This is a genomic window from Streptomyces sp. NPDC006463, from assembly GCF_042870715.1.
Lineage (GTDB): Bacteria > Actinomycetota > Actinomycetes > Streptomycetales > Streptomycetaceae > Streptomyces.
Genome location: NZ_JBIAHP010000036.1, coordinates 1 through 17,008, shown reverse-complemented (window position 1 = coordinate 17,008; position 17,008 = coordinate 1). Strand labels below are relative to the sequence as shown.

Annotated in this window: 15 protein-coding genes; 7 read left to right on the top strand and 8 right to left on the bottom strand. The window is 69.8% G+C overall.

Translation table 11 applies throughout. The features are described from left to right. Positions 1-74 precede the first annotated feature (74 nt). Entirely contained in the window at positions 75-368 is a 294-nt protein-coding gene (locus ACFYOB_RS37990) for an Atu4866 domain-containing protein (RefSeq protein ID WP_388568679.1), read from the top strand. 85 nt (positions 369-453) lie between these two features. Further along, positions 454-1,920: a membrane-associated oxidoreductase gene (locus ACFYOB_RS37985; protein WP_388568676.1), complete on the top strand. Its 1,467-nt coding sequence runs from the start codon at positions 454-456 to the stop codon at positions 1,918-1,920. A 44-nt stretch (positions 1,921-1,964) separates the two neighbouring features. On the opposite strand, the gene ACFYOB_RS37980 is transcribed toward ACFYOB_RS37985, so the two are convergent. From ACFYOB_RS37980 to ACFYOB_RS37970, 3 genes are all read right to left on the bottom strand, one after another. Then, a complete protein-coding gene (locus ACFYOB_RS37980) occupies positions 1,965-3,797 on the bottom strand; it encodes a glycoside hydrolase family 15 protein (protein ID WP_388568673.1) in 1,833 nt (610 codons plus the stop codon). 282 nt (positions 3,798-4,079) lie between these two features. After that, on the bottom strand, positions 4,080-6,107 hold the full coding sequence (locus tag ACFYOB_RS37975) for a S8 family serine peptidase (RefSeq protein ID WP_388568670.1): 2,028 nt from the start codon (positions 6,105-6,107) through the stop codon (positions 4,080-4,082). A 282-nt stretch (positions 6,108-6,389) separates the two neighbouring features. Further along, positions 6,390-6,884 (bottom strand): DUF3887 domain-containing protein, encoded by a 495-nt coding sequence (locus ACFYOB_RS37970; RefSeq protein ID WP_388568751.1) that lies wholly within the window; start codon positions 6,882-6,884, stop codon positions 6,390-6,392. A 905-nt stretch (positions 6,885-7,789) separates the two neighbouring features. Between ACFYOB_RS37970 and ACFYOB_RS37965 the strand changes: the two genes are divergently transcribed. Continuing rightward, positions 7,790-8,278: a hypothetical protein gene (locus ACFYOB_RS37965; RefSeq protein WP_388568667.1), complete on the top strand. Its 489-nt coding sequence runs from the start codon at positions 7,790-7,792 to the stop codon at positions 8,276-8,278. Between the two features lie 262 nt (positions 8,279-8,540). Here ACFYOB_RS37965 and ACFYOB_RS37960 read toward each other — a convergent pair whose 3' ends face one another. After that, complete coding sequence (locus ACFYOB_RS37960) at positions 8,541-8,969, bottom strand: hypothetical protein (RefSeq protein ID WP_388568664.1); 429 nt, start codon at positions 8,967-8,969, stop codon at positions 8,541-8,543. A 351-nt stretch (positions 8,970-9,320) separates the two neighbouring features. Between ACFYOB_RS37960 and ACFYOB_RS37955 the strand changes: the two genes are divergently transcribed. Then, positions 9,321-9,887: a CAP domain-containing protein gene (locus ACFYOB_RS37955; RefSeq protein WP_388568662.1), complete on the top strand. Its 567-nt coding sequence runs from the start codon at positions 9,321-9,323 to the stop codon at positions 9,885-9,887. A 45-nt stretch (positions 9,888-9,932) separates the two neighbouring features. Here the strand turns inward: ACFYOB_RS37955 and ACFYOB_RS37950 are convergent, their stop codons facing one another. Beyond that, positions 9,933-10,520: a hypothetical protein gene (locus ACFYOB_RS37950; protein WP_388568659.1), complete on the bottom strand. Its 588-nt coding sequence runs from the start codon at positions 10,518-10,520 to the stop codon at positions 9,933-9,935. A 116-nt stretch (positions 10,521-10,636) separates the two neighbouring features. Continuing rightward, positions 10,637-11,359 (bottom strand): GNAT family N-acetyltransferase, encoded by a 723-nt coding sequence (locus ACFYOB_RS37945; protein ID WP_388568657.1) that lies wholly within the window; start codon positions 11,357-11,359, stop codon positions 10,637-10,639. A 453-nt stretch (positions 11,360-11,812) separates the two neighbouring features. On the opposite strand from ACFYOB_RS37945, the gene ACFYOB_RS37940 reads away from it, so the two are divergent. Continuing rightward, positions 11,813-13,918 carry a SpoIIE family protein phosphatase gene (locus tag ACFYOB_RS37940; protein WP_388568749.1) on the top strand — a complete coding sequence of 702 codons (2,106 nt, stop codon included), beginning with the start codon at positions 11,813-11,815 and terminating at the stop codon, positions 13,916-13,918. Between the two features lie 12 nt (positions 13,919-13,930). Here the strand turns inward: ACFYOB_RS37940 and ACFYOB_RS37935 are convergent, their stop codons facing one another. Together ACFYOB_RS37935 and ACFYOB_RS37930 are read right to left on the bottom strand one after the other, a co-directional pair. Next, positions 13,931-14,650: a hypothetical protein gene (locus ACFYOB_RS37935; RefSeq protein WP_388568654.1), complete on the bottom strand. Its 720-nt coding sequence runs from the start codon at positions 14,648-14,650 to the stop codon at positions 13,931-13,933. 198 nt (positions 14,651-14,848) lie between these two features. Next, the gene (locus ACFYOB_RS37930; RefSeq protein WP_388568651.1) at positions 14,849-15,274 is read right to left on the bottom strand and encodes a hypothetical protein; all 426 of its coding nucleotides are present in this window, start codon (positions 15,272-15,274) and stop codon (positions 14,849-14,851) included. Positions 15,275-15,362: 88 nt separating this feature from the next. Between ACFYOB_RS37930 and ACFYOB_RS37925 the strand changes: the two genes are divergently transcribed. Then, positions 15,363-16,034 (top strand): helix-turn-helix transcriptional regulator, encoded by a 672-nt coding sequence (locus ACFYOB_RS37925; protein ID WP_388568649.1) that lies wholly within the window; start codon positions 15,363-15,365, stop codon positions 16,032-16,034. A gap of 543 nt (positions 16,035-16,577) precedes the next feature. Beyond that, positions 16,578-16,793 carry a hypothetical protein gene (locus ACFYOB_RS37920; RefSeq protein ID WP_388568646.1) on the top strand — a complete coding sequence of 72 codons (216 nt, stop codon included), beginning with the start codon at positions 16,578-16,580 and terminating at the stop codon, positions 16,791-16,793. Positions 16,794-17,008: the final 215 nt, after the last annotated feature.

Genomic DNA, 17,008 nt, shown 5'->3' with positions numbered 1-17,008 from the left:
GCACGACCCGTCCTGGCTCCCTTCCCCGGGGCCGCCCAGGCTGGTGATCAGCACCCGCGAGCGAGGAGGAACACATGGTGAGGAACCAATCGGGCCCGCCGGAGGAAACCGCCGGGCGAGGGGCCGGTAACGCGAACGTGGTCGGGATGTGGGTGACCGGAGACGGACACATTCGACAGGAGCTCCGCGCCGACGGCCGCTACGACGAGGCGCGCGGCAACCGCAGCAGTGCCTACACCGGCCGCTACACGGTCACCGGCAACCACATCGATTACGTCGACGACACCGGCTTCACCGCCACCGGCGACCTCCGCGACGGTGTGCTCTTCCACGAGCACCTCGTCCTCTACAGGGAGGAGCAGGCGTGACTCATGCGGCCAAGACGTCGTCGGACACCATGGCGTGCTCCGTAAGGCAGTTGACAGGCCGAACGCGGCACGTCAGAGTCCCGGCGTGAGTGAGACCAACGATCTGACGCCGGCCGAGGCACGTATATGGCGGGCCTTTCCACGAGGCGAGTCCGTGGACTTCCGTGCGGCCGAGAACGAGGATCCGGCGCTCGGCAACACCTTGGGCGCCGAGCGGACCGTGCGGGCGAGGGTGCTGCGGGCACTGCTGCTCAAGGCTCCGCAGGAGGAGGGGGAGATCACCGCGCTCGAGATCACGGGGGCGCGGATCACCGGCGTACTGGACCTGAAGCACGCCACGATCGACGCCGCCATCCGGCTGAGCCACTGCCGGTTCGACGGCGTTCCAGACCTGTACGGTGCCCAGCTGCGCCAGCTCGATCTGAGCTGGTCCGTACTGCCGGGCCTGGCCTCGGAGACCTTGCGGGTCGAGGGGGTGCTGCGGATGACGGACTGCCGTACGCGGGGGCCGGTGCGGCTCGGCGGGGCACAGATCTCCGGGGCACTGTTCATGGAGCGGGCGGAGTTCACGGCGCCGGACGACTCCGAGCCGGTACTGCAGCTCAACCAGGCGGTGATCGGAGGCGACCTGTGGGCGCCGCAGATGCGCTCCCAGGGACAGGTACGGCTCACCGGCGCCTCCGTCGCCGGGCGGATCAACGTTCAGGAAGCCGAGTTCAACCAGCCCGATGGCACCGCGCTGGACGCGCAGAACCTCAACGTGGGAGCCCACGTACGGACGCGACGCATCCGTGCGCAGGGCCGGATCGAGCTCCGCGGCTCGCGCATATCGGGCCGTCTCGACCTGCTCCACGCCCACTTGTCGCATCCGGGGGACACGGCCCTTCGGGCGAGTAGTTGTGTCATCGGTGAACTGTGGCTGCACGATGGCGATCGCATCGAGGGAGCCCTGAATCTCCGGCGTTCTCAGATAGAGATCCTGACCCTCGAACCGGAGATGCTGCCGGACCAGGTGCATCTCACCAATCTCACGTACACCGTACTCACCCCGCACGAGCCCGCCGAGCGCCGCCTGCCGATGCTGGAGCGGGACGGCGACCGGTACGAGCCGCACTCCTACGAGCAGTTGATGGCGGCCTACCGCCACGTCGGCGACGACGACGCGGCCCGGCTCGTCCAACTCGCCAAGCAGCGCCGCCGACGCACCACGCTCACCTGGTACGGCAGGCTGTGGGGGTACGTCCAGGACGTCACCGTCGGCTACGGCTTCCGCCCGGCGCGCGCGGCTGTCTGGCTGCTGTCGCTGATGGCCGTCGGATCGATCGCGTACGGCCTGCACCACCCGCGCCCCGTCAAGGCGGACGAGGCCCCTGGCTTCAACCCCGTCTTCTACACCCTCGACCTGCTCCTCCCGGTCGTCAGCTTCGGCCAGGAATCGGCGTTCGCCCCTGACGGCTGGTACCAGTGGCTGTCGTACGCCCTGATCATCACCGGCTGGATCCTGGCGACGACGATCGTCGCGGGGGTGACCCGTACGGTCAGCCGCCAATGACCGTACCCAGCGGCCGGGGCGGCCGGGGCCTTCGGCCGTGGGGCTCAGCCGAGGGCACGGTCGAGGTTGAAGGCGGCGCTGATCAGCGAAAGGTGGGTGAACGCCTGCGGGAAGTTGCCGAGTTGTTCTCCGGTCCGGCCGATCTCCTCGGCGTAGAGACCGAGGTGGTTGGCGTAGGTGAGCATCTTCTCGAAGGCCAGCCGGGCCTCCTCCATGCGCCCGGCGCGGGTGAGCGCCTCGACGTACCAGAAGGAGCAGATCGAGAACGTGCCCTCGGAACCCCGCAGGCCGTCCGGGCTGGCCTCCGGGTCGTAGCGGTAGACCAGCGAGTCGGAGACAAGATCCGCGGTGAGCGCGTCCAGGGTCGCGAGCCACTTGGGGTCGCTGGGTGAGATGAACTTGGCCATCGGCATCATCAGCACGGAGGCATCGAGTACGTCGTCGCCCAGCCCTTGGACGAACGCCCCGCGCTTGGCCGACCAGCCCTCTCGCATGACCTGCCGGTAGATCGCGTCCCGGCTGTGCTGCCAGCGGGGAAGATCGGCCGGCAGGCCGCGCCGGTTGGCCATCCGAATGGCCCGTTCGATCGCCACCCAGCACATCAGCCGCGAGTAGACGAAGTTTTTCCGGCCGCCTCGGGTCTCCCAGACACCCTCGTCGGGCTGGTCCCAGTGGTCGCAGAGCCAGTCCACCACAGCGCCGACCTCGTCCCAGTGATCGCTGCTGATGGGCTGCCCCCACTTGTCGTACAGGTAGACGGAATCGATCAGCGCTCCGTAGATGTCCAGTTGGAGCTGCTTGGTGGCAGCGTTCCCCACCCGCACCGGAGCGGATCCCAGGTGGCCCTCTAGGTGAGGCAGCTCGGACTCGGGCAGGTCGGTGCGCCCGTCGATGCCGTACATGATCTGCAGCGGACCGTTGGGGCCGGCGCCCCGCATGATGCCCCGGTCGGACAGGAAGCCCATGAATGCCTCGGCCTCCGAGGTGAAGCCGAGGCGGAGCATGGCGTAGATGCAAAAGGCGGCGTCGCGGACCCACACGTAGCGGTAGTCCCAGTTGCGCTCACCACCGATCCGTTCGGGCAGGCTGGTCGTCGGCGCGGCCACGATCGCACCGGTCGGCACGTAGGTGAGCAGCTTCAGCACCAGCGCGGAGCGGTGCACCATCTCCCGCCACCGGCCGCGGTAGCGCGAGCGGCCCAGCCAGTGGCGCCAGAACCGGACCGTCGCCTCGAACTGCACCTCCGCCTCGGCGTGCGGACAAGCCCGCGGGCGGACGTCATCGCCGATCTGGTCGAGGGCGAAGACCACGGACTCGCCTTCGAGGAGCTTGAAGTGCGACCACACGTCCGTGCCGTCGGTCTCGAGCAGCGCGGTGGAGGTCAGCGCCAGCGAGATCGAGGGGGACTCGAAGACTGCCTCGTGGGCCTGCGTGCGTACAGTGTGCGCTTCGGCGCCGTAGCCGAAGCGGGGAGCTATCCGCGCTCCGAACGGAAGGGTTCCCCGAACGCATATCACCCGCCGGATCAGCCGGTGCCGGGCTGCCTCGCGCGACTCGTCGACGACCGGCATGAAGTCCTGGATCTCCGCCACCCCGTCGGCGGCGTAGAACCGCGTGATCAGCACGTTGGTGTCGGGGAAGTAGAACTGCCGAGTACGGGTCGGCACCTCGGCTGCCAGCTCCCACGATCCGCCCCGGTCGGCGTCGAGGATGGACGCGAACACGCTCGGTGCGTCGAAGCGCGGGCAGCAGTACCAGTCGATCGTGCCGTTGGTCCCGACGAGCGCGGCGGTGCGAAGATCACCGATCAGGCCGTGCTCGGAGATCGGCAGATAGCGCGAGCCGTCCACTCGCCCGGATCCGTTCCAGAACTCCATTCCGCCCTCCCTACCATTTCGCCGGGGCAGGTGCGGGGATCAAGAAGACCTTGTCTTTCATGGTAGGTCGCCCCCGGATGCCGGTGCAGGGAGCCGGGCCCGAACGAACGACTGTCTGCACTCGGTCTCGTGCTCCCCGTGACCACCCCGCTCCCCCACCGACGCCTCTGCGCCCGATGGCCGCCTGGTGATGGACGTCCGGCGCGGGCGAGGCGGGCGAGGCGGGCGATCCCTTCATAGATCCGCCGGGCCCGGGCATTGCCCGTATATACGTCATATACGTCAGAGAATGCGCCAGGCGACGGCGTAGGGCTGGGCGAACCGGGTGATCCGGTGAGCGCTGACGACGATCTCGGCCTCCCCGGCAGGGATGACTCGCCAGTGGACCTGCTCGACGTTGTTGACACGGTCGAAACCGGGATCAGTGCCCATGATGCCGTGGCGTTCCTGACCGCCGGTGCGGACAGTCAGGTCGAGGTCGTTCTGCAGGGCCCTGCCAGGGGGGTCCGTCCAGACGAGGGTGACCTTCAGGGTGGGGGCCGCCCCCTCCGGGATCGTGATGCGGAACGCGCGCTCTTCTCCCCGGTCCAGCTCCTTCGCATCGGTGAAGCCCGCCATGCGGGCGTCGGTCGGGAGGACCACGGCACGCTGGAGGTTGACGATGCCGAAGCCGGAGTTGTTGTTCGGGCAGGCACCCGCCTCGGTGGGGCTGTACTGGCCGGGAAGCTCCTCGGCGCCGTTGATCAGCATGGCCTTGATGAGCGCGGCGCTGGGCTTCGGCGTGCCGTTCTTCACCAGCGTCTCGCGCAGCACCGCCACGCAGCCGGCGACCAGAGGGGTGGCCATGCTGGTGCCGCTGTCGAACATGTACGCGGGGTCGGTGGAGACACCGAAGCGCCGGAGATCGGGTGCCAAGCGCGAGCGCGTCGACAGGATCGACGTGCCGGGGGCGACGACATCGGGCGCGATCCGCCCCTCCTGGGTCGGGCCACGGCTGCTGAAGGCCGCCATCCCGGCGGGGTTGTCCGCCATCCTGTCGCCGCGGATCGGCGAGGCGGGGAACGACAGCGGCCTCAGCTCGTCATAGGTGCGGGAGATCTCGGGGCGGTTGCCTTCGCTGGCACCGACGGTGATGACGTTCTTGGCCCCGGTCTCCCCGCTGACGGACCTCAGGTTCACGCGGCCGTCACCGTCCCGGTCCGTGCCGTCGTTGCCCGCGGCGAAGCAGATGACGAAGTCCTTGTTGTCCCAGACCATCTCATCGGCCTCGCGCGCGCTCTGGTTGTACGGCAAGCCCGGGATCTCCGGTCCCCACGAGTTGGTGTGGATCCGCACCCCGTCCTCCACGAACGGCGGCTCGAACAGGTCACGCAGGTCGTCCGGGATACCGGAGAGGGAGCCGTCCTCGGCCATCACGGACTGCAGGACCAGCCTCGCCCCGGGAGCCGTGCCCGTGACGGCGCCGCCCATCGACGCAGACGTCCCGTCGCCGAGGATCGAGCCCGCCACATGGGTGCCGTGCCCGTCGGGGTCGTCCGCCCGCGCGGGGCTCGTACGTCCCAAGGCCATCAGGCGCTTGACCCGACCGGTGAAGGCAGGGTGCACGTTGGTGGCCGAGCCTTTGTCGAAACCGGTGTCGGCGACGCACACGATCTGGCCCCCGCCCCGGAACTTCGTGCCGTTGAAGGACACCTGCGCGTGCATCAGCGTCCCCGCCACGGTGTTGTACAGCACCCTCTCGGGGACCTCCTCGATCTCCCTCACCTCGTCGAGCGCGGCCAGTGCGGGCAGGTCCTCCTCACGGAGCGTCATGCGTACCTTGCGGCCACCGGGCTGTACGTCGCCGGGGCTGACTCCGGCTGCCGCGGCGATCCGGTCCCGTACTCCGTCCGTGCTCGCGTCGACGTCCTCGTGCAGGACGATGTCGACGGTGCGGGTCCGGGCGCCCCCCGTCTCCAGGGGCCCGGCCAGGACGGCGACACCCGGGCTCAGCCGGGTGGACCGGAGCGACTGGGCGATCTTGAAGCCGTTGAGGTACACATCCGCCCAGGCCACGAAGGGCAGCGCGCGCACGGCGTCCAGATCCGTGGGCCGGTAGCCGCAAAGATAGGTGTCGTCCGGAACGTATTCGTGGATCACCAACCCGAGCTCGGCGAGTCGTTCCTTCTCCTCGGCTGTGGGTGGGTGTGTGGTCTGCACGAGCAGATGGTTGGACGCGGAGGCGTCCTCGGACACCAGCGATGCGGTGGCCATCTCTCCAGCCTGGACCAGCGGGTCCACCGTCACGCCGTTGATGGTGATACGGGCCATGCCGAACTCCCGGAGGGTTTGGGTGATGCCGAAGACACGTACCGGCGAGCCGTGGCACGCCCCGGCACGCCCGCGGCACGCCCACGCCCGCATCCGCGTGGCCGAAGCCCGTCTGGAGCGGTGCCACGCCGGGCCGCGCGGCTACTTCCGTTCGGCCAATTCCGTTCGCGCAACACACGCCAGCGCCGTCTCTCACTCCAGCCGTGCACGGCCGGGCCGGCTTCCAGCTCCACGTGGGGCCGCTCTTGTTCCGGAGCGGAGCCGGCACGCTTGCAGGTTGGTCTACGAGATCGGCGCTCCTGTCCCGAGGAAGTACAGTCCGGCGATGCTGCCGTCCTTGTGGAAGGTCACACGGAACTCCCCGGGCTTGCGTTCCATGCTCAACGGCACGTTGACCACGGTGAACTCGCCGAATGCGAGGTCCTTGGGGGCCCCGTGTGACTGATAGCGTCCGAACCCATCCTGGTAGGTCTCCCAGGCCGACGCGAGGGCGTCAGGGGGCAGTAGTTTACGGACCGTCGTATCGAAGTGGGCCGTGGCCGCGGTGAAGTTGCCGTTCACGATGTCGTCGAGCGTCTGAGTGGCGATCCGGTCGTACTGAGTCTGAGCCGGGGATGGCGCCGCGGGTGAACTCGCGACCGTCGTGGTGGCGTGGGCCTGCCTCGCGGCCAGCGCGAAACCGTTGGCCGGCAACAGCGTGCAGGCAGCGAGCGTGGCAGTGGCTACCACCTGGACCAATTGCCGCTTGCCGCTGAGCGTCGTACCTCTATCGGGCATCAGGACCACGGCTTTCTCAGCTTGACAGGTCCGGACACGTCCATCTTGCTCCACCGGCTCTCCCCTCGCCTGCCGGGGCGCAGGGCCTCCGGCCATCCGCTTGGACCGTGTCCCATGTGACGAGGCGGATCGCTGTCGTGGGTGTTGGGCCTTCCGCAAGCCGCCCCGGGCCCGCGCTGCGCGGCGCTGGCCGGCGGCCTTCTCGCCGGTTACCTGAGCGGGGAACGGGCTGGACGGCGTGGCCGTCCAGCGGGTCACCCGCTCTCGGCGCGGTCCCGGAGGGGGCGGGGGTTCGGATGTGGACGTGGCTGTTGCGGACGTCGTGTGCGTCAGCGGTGTCAGCGTCGAACCAGCGTTCCCCCGCTGTCAGATGGCGGAACGCGTGCCGCTGCCCGGCAGACAGCTTGACGGAGCGCGCGACGCCCTACGGCACGGCGACGGACACGTACGCGAACGCCAGGCACGCAGGCGGACGCCCGGGCGCAGCCCGCGCACGTCCGGGGACGAGGCCACGGCGTCCTGGAGCTGCTGTCTGTCCTGCACACGGCGGCGCCAACCGGGACGCGGTGTCGTGACCGAGCGCGCGGCACCCGCGACCGCGAGCGGACCTGTCCGCGGTCCCGGTCCGGTGTGAACGTGCCGGTGCCGTCGGCATGTGAAGACGCCCGGACAAGGCGGTTGCCGCGTACGGTCGTGCGGTGGGCCGTGGCCTGCTGTCACGGCTGTCGTGTGTCACCCGGTTGGAAACCGGTCTTGTCCGCTGATGTCGCCGGAACAGGAGCACGCCGATGCGCCTTTACGCCCAGACTCGAGCACGTCGTTGCCGACAGGTACTCGCTGACTTGATCGCCGTGGTCCTGGTGATCGCCTCGGTGAGGTTCGCGCTGGCGGTCCACGATGGGATCATGCTGCTGGCCGAGCCGGGGCGGAAGGTAGAGGACGCGGGCGGCAGTCTTGCCTCCGGCCTCGGCGATGCGGGGGACGCCGCCTCGAACGTGCCGCTGGTCGGGGGCATCCTGAAGAAGCCGCTGCAATCCGCCGCCGAGGCCAGCAACGGGCTCTCCGATGCCGGGCAGTCGATGCAGGACGCGGTGGGTCGTGTGGCCGACCTCACCGCATTCGCCCTGATCTTCACCTCGGTGGCGTTCGTGCTGGCGCTCTGGCTTCCCCCGCGCGTGCGCTGGATCCGGCGCACTGCTCTGATCCGAGACCTTCTCAACACTCCCGGCGGTGCTGATCTGCTCGCCCTGCGGGCCCTGACCGGGCCGGTACGAGACCTCGCCGCGGTCTCCGTTCCGCCGGGTGGACTCGCCGATGCCTGGCGCCGAGCAGACGAGCAGGTCATCGGTGACCTGTCCCGGGTGGCGCTCAGGCAAGCCGGCCTGCGCTCCTGATGACCGCCGTTGATGCCCGCGTCGGATTGCAGTGACGGCGGCGGAGACCGCCGAACGCATCCGTGCAGCTGGTCTCGACGCGATCCGCCTCGACCAACCCCTGAGCGACATCGGGTGCTGCGCGGTCCCGAACGCTGCATCAACCGCCTCAAGCGGGGCGCGGCCTGGCCACACGAACCGACGAACTCGCCCTCGCCTGCCAGGCCGCACTCCAGCTCGTCCCGGTGCTCATCCGGTCCCGCAACTGATCGCAGGGATAGGCCTACCGGTAGAAAGTTCTACCCCCGACACCGGAGGAAACCGACCAGACCTCGCTTATCAAGCCGCTGGAGACCCTGAGGGTATCGGTCCCGCTCCTGGCGACGGTCTGGCCGTCCTCGCCCGTGAAGCTCGCGACGTAGGGGCGGGCGACCAACCCGGCCGGTACGCCGTCGGCCAGTGCCAGGTCCACTACCGCCATGCCCTCGGCCGCGAAGCGGAGCCCGCGGCGGTTCTGGTGCCAGGTCGCGATGATGTCGGCGAGCTGCGCCGGAGTGCGGGCATCGTCAAATGCCTCCGTACCCGCCTGTGCATAGCGCAGGGTGAACTCCGGAGCCATGATCTCTTCGGCGAGGTGCACATCGCCGTTCCACATCGCCGTCCATTGGTCGTAGATGCGGACGCCGAGCTTCCGCACGTCGTTGTCGCTCATCAGGGGCTCCCTCTCCCTTTTGGATCACGGAGTGCGTGACCCTAACAAGGGGGACTGACAACCTGGCCGTCGTCCGGCCCGGCAGCCTCACATGCGCGTCCGAGGGCTGCCGGACACCCCTCGCCAGACGGCATACGTGGCAGACCCGAACCGGCGCGCGTGGCGGTACGGATGGCGAGTCGACGCGACGGCTGGCAGCCTGGAGGAGAAGCCGTAGCGGCGGGCCATGCCACGTGCCGCAACTTGAGCGACGTGGCGCCTCGACCGCTGGGAACCACTCTTCGGGTTAAGGGGAGGTGGACCTCTTTGAGCAGCCACGCTTCGCTCACCAGAACCGCACGGAGCCTCGCTGTGGCCGGAGTCCTGTCGGCCGCACTCGTGCCGGTCTCGGCAGCACCGGCGACGGCCGTCGCGTGCGACGCGGCGGCCGCTGCCCGAGCCCCGAGCAGCAGCAACGACAGCGCCGTCCGCAATGCGCTGATCTGCCTCATCAACGCCCAGCGCACACAGAGGGGGCTCTCTGCCCTCACCACGAACCAGGCCCTGACAACTGCGGCGCAGCAGCACTCCGCCGCCGCCGTGCAGCTGAAGTGGTGGGGCCCCGGCAAGGATTCGCACCGCAACCCGCAGACCGGATCGACACCGCAAAGCCGGATCCTCGCCGCGGGCTACTGCCCCAACCCCACGTCATGGGCCGTCGCCGAGATCACGTACACCGGCTGGGGCGGCTCGGGGACCCCGAACGCCGCGGTCAACTGGTGGATGAACGTCAGCACGTGGGGCCACCGCCAGATCATCCTGGACCCGTCGATGCGAGAGATCGGCGCCTGGGCCCAGCCTGGTTCGGCGGACCCGGCCGGGGCCGGCGCGAGCCAGGGCGGAACCTATGTCGTGACCTTCGGGCGCTGCCAGCAGTAGACCGTGCGACGGCGCTTCGCTGCCTGGACGGCCATACGGACGCGCTCACCAGCGGCGCCCCGAAGACGATCCCCGCAGTCCGGCGGCCCGTAGCAGCGAAGCGCGTTCGTCCTGGTGCAGCGGCTCGCCCGCCGGGAGTTGGTCCTCGACCAGCAGCTGGCGCACCCATGCCGCGTTAGCCTCGAAGGCCGCGCGGCACAGGGCTCGCTCGGGGTGCTCTTCTTCGGGGCCGCTGATGGCCAAGTCCCACGAGTTACCGGGGTCCACCGCCTCGGACAAAGCCGCGGCCACCAACACGACGTCGAACAGCTTGCCCCGGTGGGGCACCGCGGGGTCGGCCGCCAGACGGAGCAGGAACGGCACTACCGCAGGCATCGCCGCGGTGATGCGCATCGGCCCTGCCAGCACCAGCCAGCGCAGCGCCCGTCCCGCGACCTCGGCGGCTTCGGGGTCCACCAGTCCGTACAGCACGGCCGGGACACCCTCCGTGCATCCGGGCAGGGTCGACCAGGCGACCTCCTCGCACCCTGCCAGTGCGGGGTGCGGGGTGGGATCCCCCGCCAGGTACGGGTGCGCCGTCGTCAGTTCCGCGATTGCGGCCGCTGCCGCCGCCTGGTGGTCCACCTTGCACACCACGGCCTCCTTCCGCCGACCGTCGTGGCGGTAGCGTCCCCGCCCCCACTCGATCGGATTGCCATCTGTTCGATGTCGGCTCGTGGACGAGCCGACACCTCTGCCAAGTAATTCTCCTAGGCGATCTCGATACTGAGTTGCGAACCCAGTTCCTCGAACCCCAGTGATGCCGCGACGCGCCGGGAGGCCGCCGGGCGGGCACGCCATTGCGGCAGCCGTTCTGCCGCGAGCGCGTGTGCTACCGCCGCCGAACCCGTCAACCGGGCCAGCCCTTGCCCCCGCGACTCCGGCGCGGTGAGCACACTGATGTGGGCGGTCCAGCCCGGCCAAGCCCGGTATCCAGCAGCGGCGACTACCTGACCGCGCTCGCGGACCACGAAGGCGGGAGAGGTGATCTCGTCCAGAGCGGCCTCGCCCGCGTCTTCATGGCTTGCCAGCTTCTCCAGCTTCCGAAGTTCCGGATGACTGCCCGGCAGCTGTTCCACCGCCAGCACATCAGGCTCTGCACGGCGGAAGCCCGCTGGGGACACGTACGACAATGCCGCCGGACCGAGCACCCGAGCCACCGGCAGGACCTCGCGGACCGCTTCGGCGTCCGCGACTGCCTCCACCGGCAGCATCGCCAGAGCGTCCCGAACGATCGCAGCCGTACTCGCGCTTGGCGCGGTCACGATCGCCGACCCGCCCAGAGTCACGACGCCGACCCAGCCGACCGGGCTCAACGCCGATTCCGTCGAGACGACCACGCTCACCCCACCCAGTGGCGCGAACGACACCGGCACCCGGGCCAGACCTTCCCACAGCCGCCGGGCTCTGGCCAGCAACGGATCTCTCGACATAGCCGCAACCCTGCCAGTCCGAGCACGCTACTGGCATGCGGAATCAGGGTGTACAGGGTCACCGGCGCGACCAAGGGAATCGGGTACGAGACCGCTGCCGGGCTTGGCGCACAGCAACGGTCGGTCATCCGCACGGTAGGCGTCTCCAGCTCACCCACCGGCTCCGGCTCGGCAGAGGCGGGAGCCGGTGGCCGTTGCGCAGCGGAACGGCCTACAGAGCACTGGTCGGCCCCAGCCGCCACCGGCTCGTCGCCGCGCCGGCATCCGCGCCGTCTTCACCGGGCACCCGCTACGGACCGCCCGGGTGATGCCGCTACGGAGGGCCGGGCCTATCGTCCTCTTATGAGCGATATTCACCCAAAGGCCGGGTGAGCGCCGGTGCGGCACACGGGCGGGACGGACTGGACAGCCGACCGAGGTCGGGACCGGCTGGACGGGCCTTTGGCCGACCTCATGGAGGAGACCGGCGCCTCCGTGGGCCTGGTGTACCTGCTGGGGTCGGGCGAGCGGGTCCTGCGGCTCGGGCTCGTGGCGGGGGTACCCCCGCCCATCACCGCTCCGTGGGCACGCGTCTCCCTCGACGAGGCCATCCCCGTGTCCGACGCGATCCGCGAGCGGCGACTCGTCTGGCTGGGCGGCGGCCAGGAGGAGATCGCCCGCCGGTACCCGCGGCTGGGGCTGGTGCTCCCGTACGACTTCCTCCTCGCCGCGACTCCGCTCGCCGACGGCGACGACGAGGTGCGGGGCGGCATCGTCCTCCTGTGGCCGGTCTGGCACCCGCCGCGGCTCAGCGAGCGGGAGCAGGAGGCGATCGACACCTTCGCCCGCCACGCGGGGCAGCGTCTGCGGCAGGCTGCGGTGGAGGGTGGCGCGGAGTGGCCGCCCGAAGGTGAGCCGCGTCTCGTCCCCGCACCGGTGCGGCTGCAGGAGGACCCCGCCCGGGCGGCGGCCGCCCTCGACTTCGCCGAACGGATGCCCCTGGGCTGCTGCGCACTGGACCTCGACGGCAAGATCACCTTCATCAACGCGGCAGGCGCCGTCCTGGTCGGCAGCGAAGCGTCCCAGCTCCTGGGCAGGCGCCCCTGGGAGGTCCTGCCGTGGCTGCGCGATCCCCTCGTGGAGGACCGCTACCGGGCCGCCGTGGTGGCCCGCCAGCCGACGGCCTTCACCGCGGTCCGCCCACCTGACGTACGCTTGTTCTTCCAGCTCTATCCCGACGAGCGCGGCATCAGCCTGCACATCTCGCCCGCCGAATCGGTCACCGCCGGCAAGGCCGACCCAGCCGCTCTCGCCCCCGCCCCGGCTACGGCACGCATGTCGCACGTGGCACAGGAGCCGGTGGGCGCCCTGGGGCTTTACCACCTGACGCACCTGGCCGCCGCCCTTGCCGAGGCCATCGGCGTCCGCGACGTGATGGAACGCCTGGCCGATCAGATCGTTCCGGCACTCGGCCCGCAAGGCCTGGTACTCATGGCGGTCGAGGAAGGACGGCTGCGGATCATCGGCCACCGCGGCTACCGGCCCGGGTTCATCGAACGGTTCGACGGCGCGCCGCTGACGTCGAGCGTCACCAACGCGCAGGTGCTCGCCACCGGTGCCCCGGTCTTCTTCCCCAGCTACGAGGAGTTCCGGCGCGCCCACCCCACCGCGCCGCGCCAGGAGGGACGCAACGCCTGGGCGTTCCTGCCACTCACCGCCTCCGGCCACGCGGTGGGCTTGCTGGTCCTCTCGTACGACCGGCCCCGGCCCTTTCCGCCGGCGGAGCGGGCCCTACTGACCTCGCTGGCCGGGCTGATCGCCCAGGCACTGGACCGTGCCCGGCTCTACGACGCCAAGAACGCCCTGGCCCATACCCTGCAGACCGGCCTGCTCCCCCACACCCTGCCGGGCGTCCCGAATCTGGAGGTCACCGCTCGTTACCGGCCGGCGGGGCACGGCATGGACATCGGCGGCGACTTCTACGACCTGATCCGACCCACTCCCTCGACAGTCCTCGCCGCCATCGGCGACGTCCAGGGCCACAACGTCAATGCCGCCGCACTGATGGGGCAGGTCCGCACCGCCGTCCACGCCCACGGCACCGCCGGCACACCGCCCTCGGAACTCCTCGCCCGGACCAACCGCCTGCTGACCGACCTCGACCCGGGCCTGTTCACCAGTTGCCTGATCGCCCAGATCGACCTCGCGCTCGGGCGGGCGCGGCTCGCCAGCGCCGGCCATCCGCCACCCCTGCTGCAGTACCCGGGCGGAGCCACCGACGTACTGCAGGTGCCACCCGGACTGCTGCTCGGCATCGAGCCATCCGCCGAGTACCCCACGCGTGAGATCTCCTTCCCGGCGGGCGCGCTTCTGGTCCTCTACACCGACGGGCTTGTCGAAACACCCGGCGCCGATATCGAAGCGGCGACTTTGAGCCTCGCCCGGCACCTCGACCGGTCCGGAACGCAGAACCTGGACGATGTGGCCGACACCCTCCTGCGGCACGCCCAACACACCGCACCCCGCACGGACGACATCGCCCTGCTCCTCTTGCGGGCGGCCCGGCAGCCCGAGGCATGAATCGGCCCGAGTTCAGCTTCCGGAAGGTGCCGCGATCCATGTCCGCCAGACGTGGCGCGTATTCGGCACCTCGGGGCGATCGAGGAGCCAGAGAACATACCCGGCCTGGCACCGCGCCCAAGGATCATCCGATTGAGCAGCCTTACCGAGCCTGCCACGCAGATCCTCGCTGTCGACGGCCCGTGCGACGCGCACGTACTCGCGGTCCTTACAGCGGTAGGCCCGCTGTACGACGACCTCGATCAGATCGGTGAGCTTCGCCTTGACCGTTGCATCGTGGTCAGCAACAGCCACATCTCGTATGAGCGCCTCTTTCGTGCCCCACGCCTTCGCATGCCGCGTCCACTCCTCGGGGTGCCGCGCCTCCCACTCCAGGAAGAGGAGAGCGTAGGGCAGACCCGGCCACACCGTGATGTCGGCACCGCGCGGGCGGTGACACAACCCTTCGGGCAGTGAGTGCTCACAGGCATCGGAGTACGCCTCCCTCGCCCGCCTGAAGACCGGTTCCCGGTACTGCTCCTCCGCCCCCAGCGGCCTCGTCAGCTGCCACACGTCGTTGAACCGATCGAGGGCGTCCCAGACGTTCCTCTTGGCCTTGTCCAGATGCGCAAGTGCCGCAGCCCGCTCAGCGAGATCGTCCGAGAGCAGCCCAACCGCCCAGCCGAACCGGGCGCGCCAGGCCTGGGCCTCATCTCCGCATGCGCCCGCTCCTGGTTCCACTTCCTCCGTCACGTGGCAGATCATCCACCAGTCGCTCTGCCAGGGGTAGACCAGCGCCGTTGGGCTGCACAGTCGAGGGCGAGGAGTCGGACGGTGCGCTAACTGGTTGCGACAGTTCCACGGGGTCGCGACTGGCTGCATCGATTTCCGCCCGGGCCGCGCGGCGGGCCGTACCGCCCGGGCGCTCTGGGCCGCTGCAGGTCGGGCGCTTCAGCGGTCTTCGCGGTGGTAGTGCTCAGCGAGGCGGGCCAGGGCGACGGCGCCGAGCAGCAGGCCGAAGTCGCGCAGCGCGATGTCGTAGAAGCCGGGGATGGTCAGCAGGTTGACGATGATGCCTGCGAGCCAACCGGCGACCAGCCAGCCTCCGAAGCGCGGGGCGATGGCCACGACGATGCCCGCGACGATCTCGATCACGCCGACGGCGTACATGGCGGCCTGCGCGCTGCCGGGGACGACATCGTCGATCCAGGGCGCGAGGTAGGAAGGCCAGTCGACGAGCAGGTTCGTGAACTTGTCGAGGCCGAACAGGATCGGGGCCACCGTGAAGCCGGCGCGCAGGATCCAGAACGCCTGGCGTCCCGGCTCGCTGAGCTCGGCGCGTCGGCGAGTGACGGGCGTGGTGTTCGAGGCTGTCATGACACCCTCCTTCTATCAACAAGCTTCATTAACGATAGAAACTCCGATTCCTTCTTTAGTCAAGAGTTGTTGGTTTTACACTGGGTTTGTGGACCAGCCGAAGGACACCTCCGACCCTGACGTTGCCGCCGTCGCCGCGCTGGACGAGCCGACCCGCAGACGTCTCTACGAGCACGTGGTGCGTCAGCCGGAGCCCGTCAGCCGGGACGAAGCCGCGGCCGCGCTCGGGCTGGCACGGCAGACCGCCGCGTTCCACCTGGACCGCCTGGCCGACGCATCACTGCTCGACGTCGTCTACGAGCGGCGCACAGGACGCACGGGACCCGGCGCAGGCCGGCCGGCCAAGCTCTACCTGCGCTCGGACCGGCACATCGCCGTCAGCCTGCCCGACCGGCGGTACGAGCTGGCCGGGGAACTGCTCGCGCAGGCGATCGAGGTATCGGAGGCCACCGGGGAACCAGTGCGGGCCGTCCTCCACCGCAAGGCCGAGGAACTGGGCGAAGAACTGGGCCGGGACGCGTCGGGGGGAATCGTCGAGACGCTGGAGCAGCACGGCTTCGAGCCGCGGCGCGAGGGCGACGCCATCGCGTTGGCCAACTGCCCCTTCCACGCTCTGGCCCGGCACCACACCGGGACCGTCTGCGGCATGAACCTCCACCTGCTGCACGGCATCCTTGCCGGACTCGGCGACGATCGCCTCGATGCGCGCCTGGCAGCGGAACCCGGCCGGTGCTGCGTCCGCCTGGAACCGGCCGCCTGAACCCTCGCCGAGCCACGGTCAGGCCACTTGCCGCCGACACTGCGCCGCCCCACGAGGCTCGGGCAGGTTTCGACGAGTCGGCGGATCCCGACGGCGCACGCCGCGCGGCTCGGCCCAGGCCTCCCGAGAATCACTTGGCGTCATCGCAGGGTGACGTTTCGCTTGGGGCGGAGTGTCCGCGCGTGCCGCGGGCGCCAGGAGGCTGCCGGTAGGGCGGACGCGCCGCTGCTCATCGGTGCTCTTCGGTCGGCGAGTGCGGTCCCGGTGGTGATCGTCGTACTCCGAGCCGTCAAGTCACGAGTCTCCGTGACGTGACCTGACGCCGCCAGTGCGACGAAATGGGACGTAGACGAAAGCGCGCGGGTCAACCGCCGCCGACCACCGACCCCCAACCGCCAAAGGCCCGCCGCAATGGCTCTCAAGACGAATCGATGCTTCGCCCCCCTCATGGCCACGACCGACTCGGCGCCCGGTCGCTCCCCTCCTAGGCCCTAACGCTCCCCCGGGCGCCTGCAAAGAAGGGGGCTACCCGGGCAAGCGACGGTGACTATCTTCGAACTCCTCCACAGCGGCACCAGCGCCGCTCTCATCCTTGCCGCCACCATCGCAGGCTCCTACGTGGTGCTTGTGATCATCGTGCTGATCAGCCCCGGCAGCACCCGGGGAAAGGCAGCCAGGGACCTCCTGGGCCTCCACCCCTTCTCCAAGAAAGGCCCGGACAGTCACGGCAGCCACGACACCGACACGAGCCCACCATGAGACTCCACAGTCCGGAGCTCACCGCGGCGCATCCTCGCTCAACCTGCGGCCTCGGCCGGACCCGCCCCGAACCCCGGCACGTCCTGCACGGCGGGTGCCGGAAGACGCCGCCATGGTCGGCGGCGCGCGTAGTTCGGTGGCCGGGTACGCGAAAACGCCCGGCCGGGATGTTCCCGGCCGGGCGTTTGCGTGCGCGTGTGCTGTCCGCTGGTGGC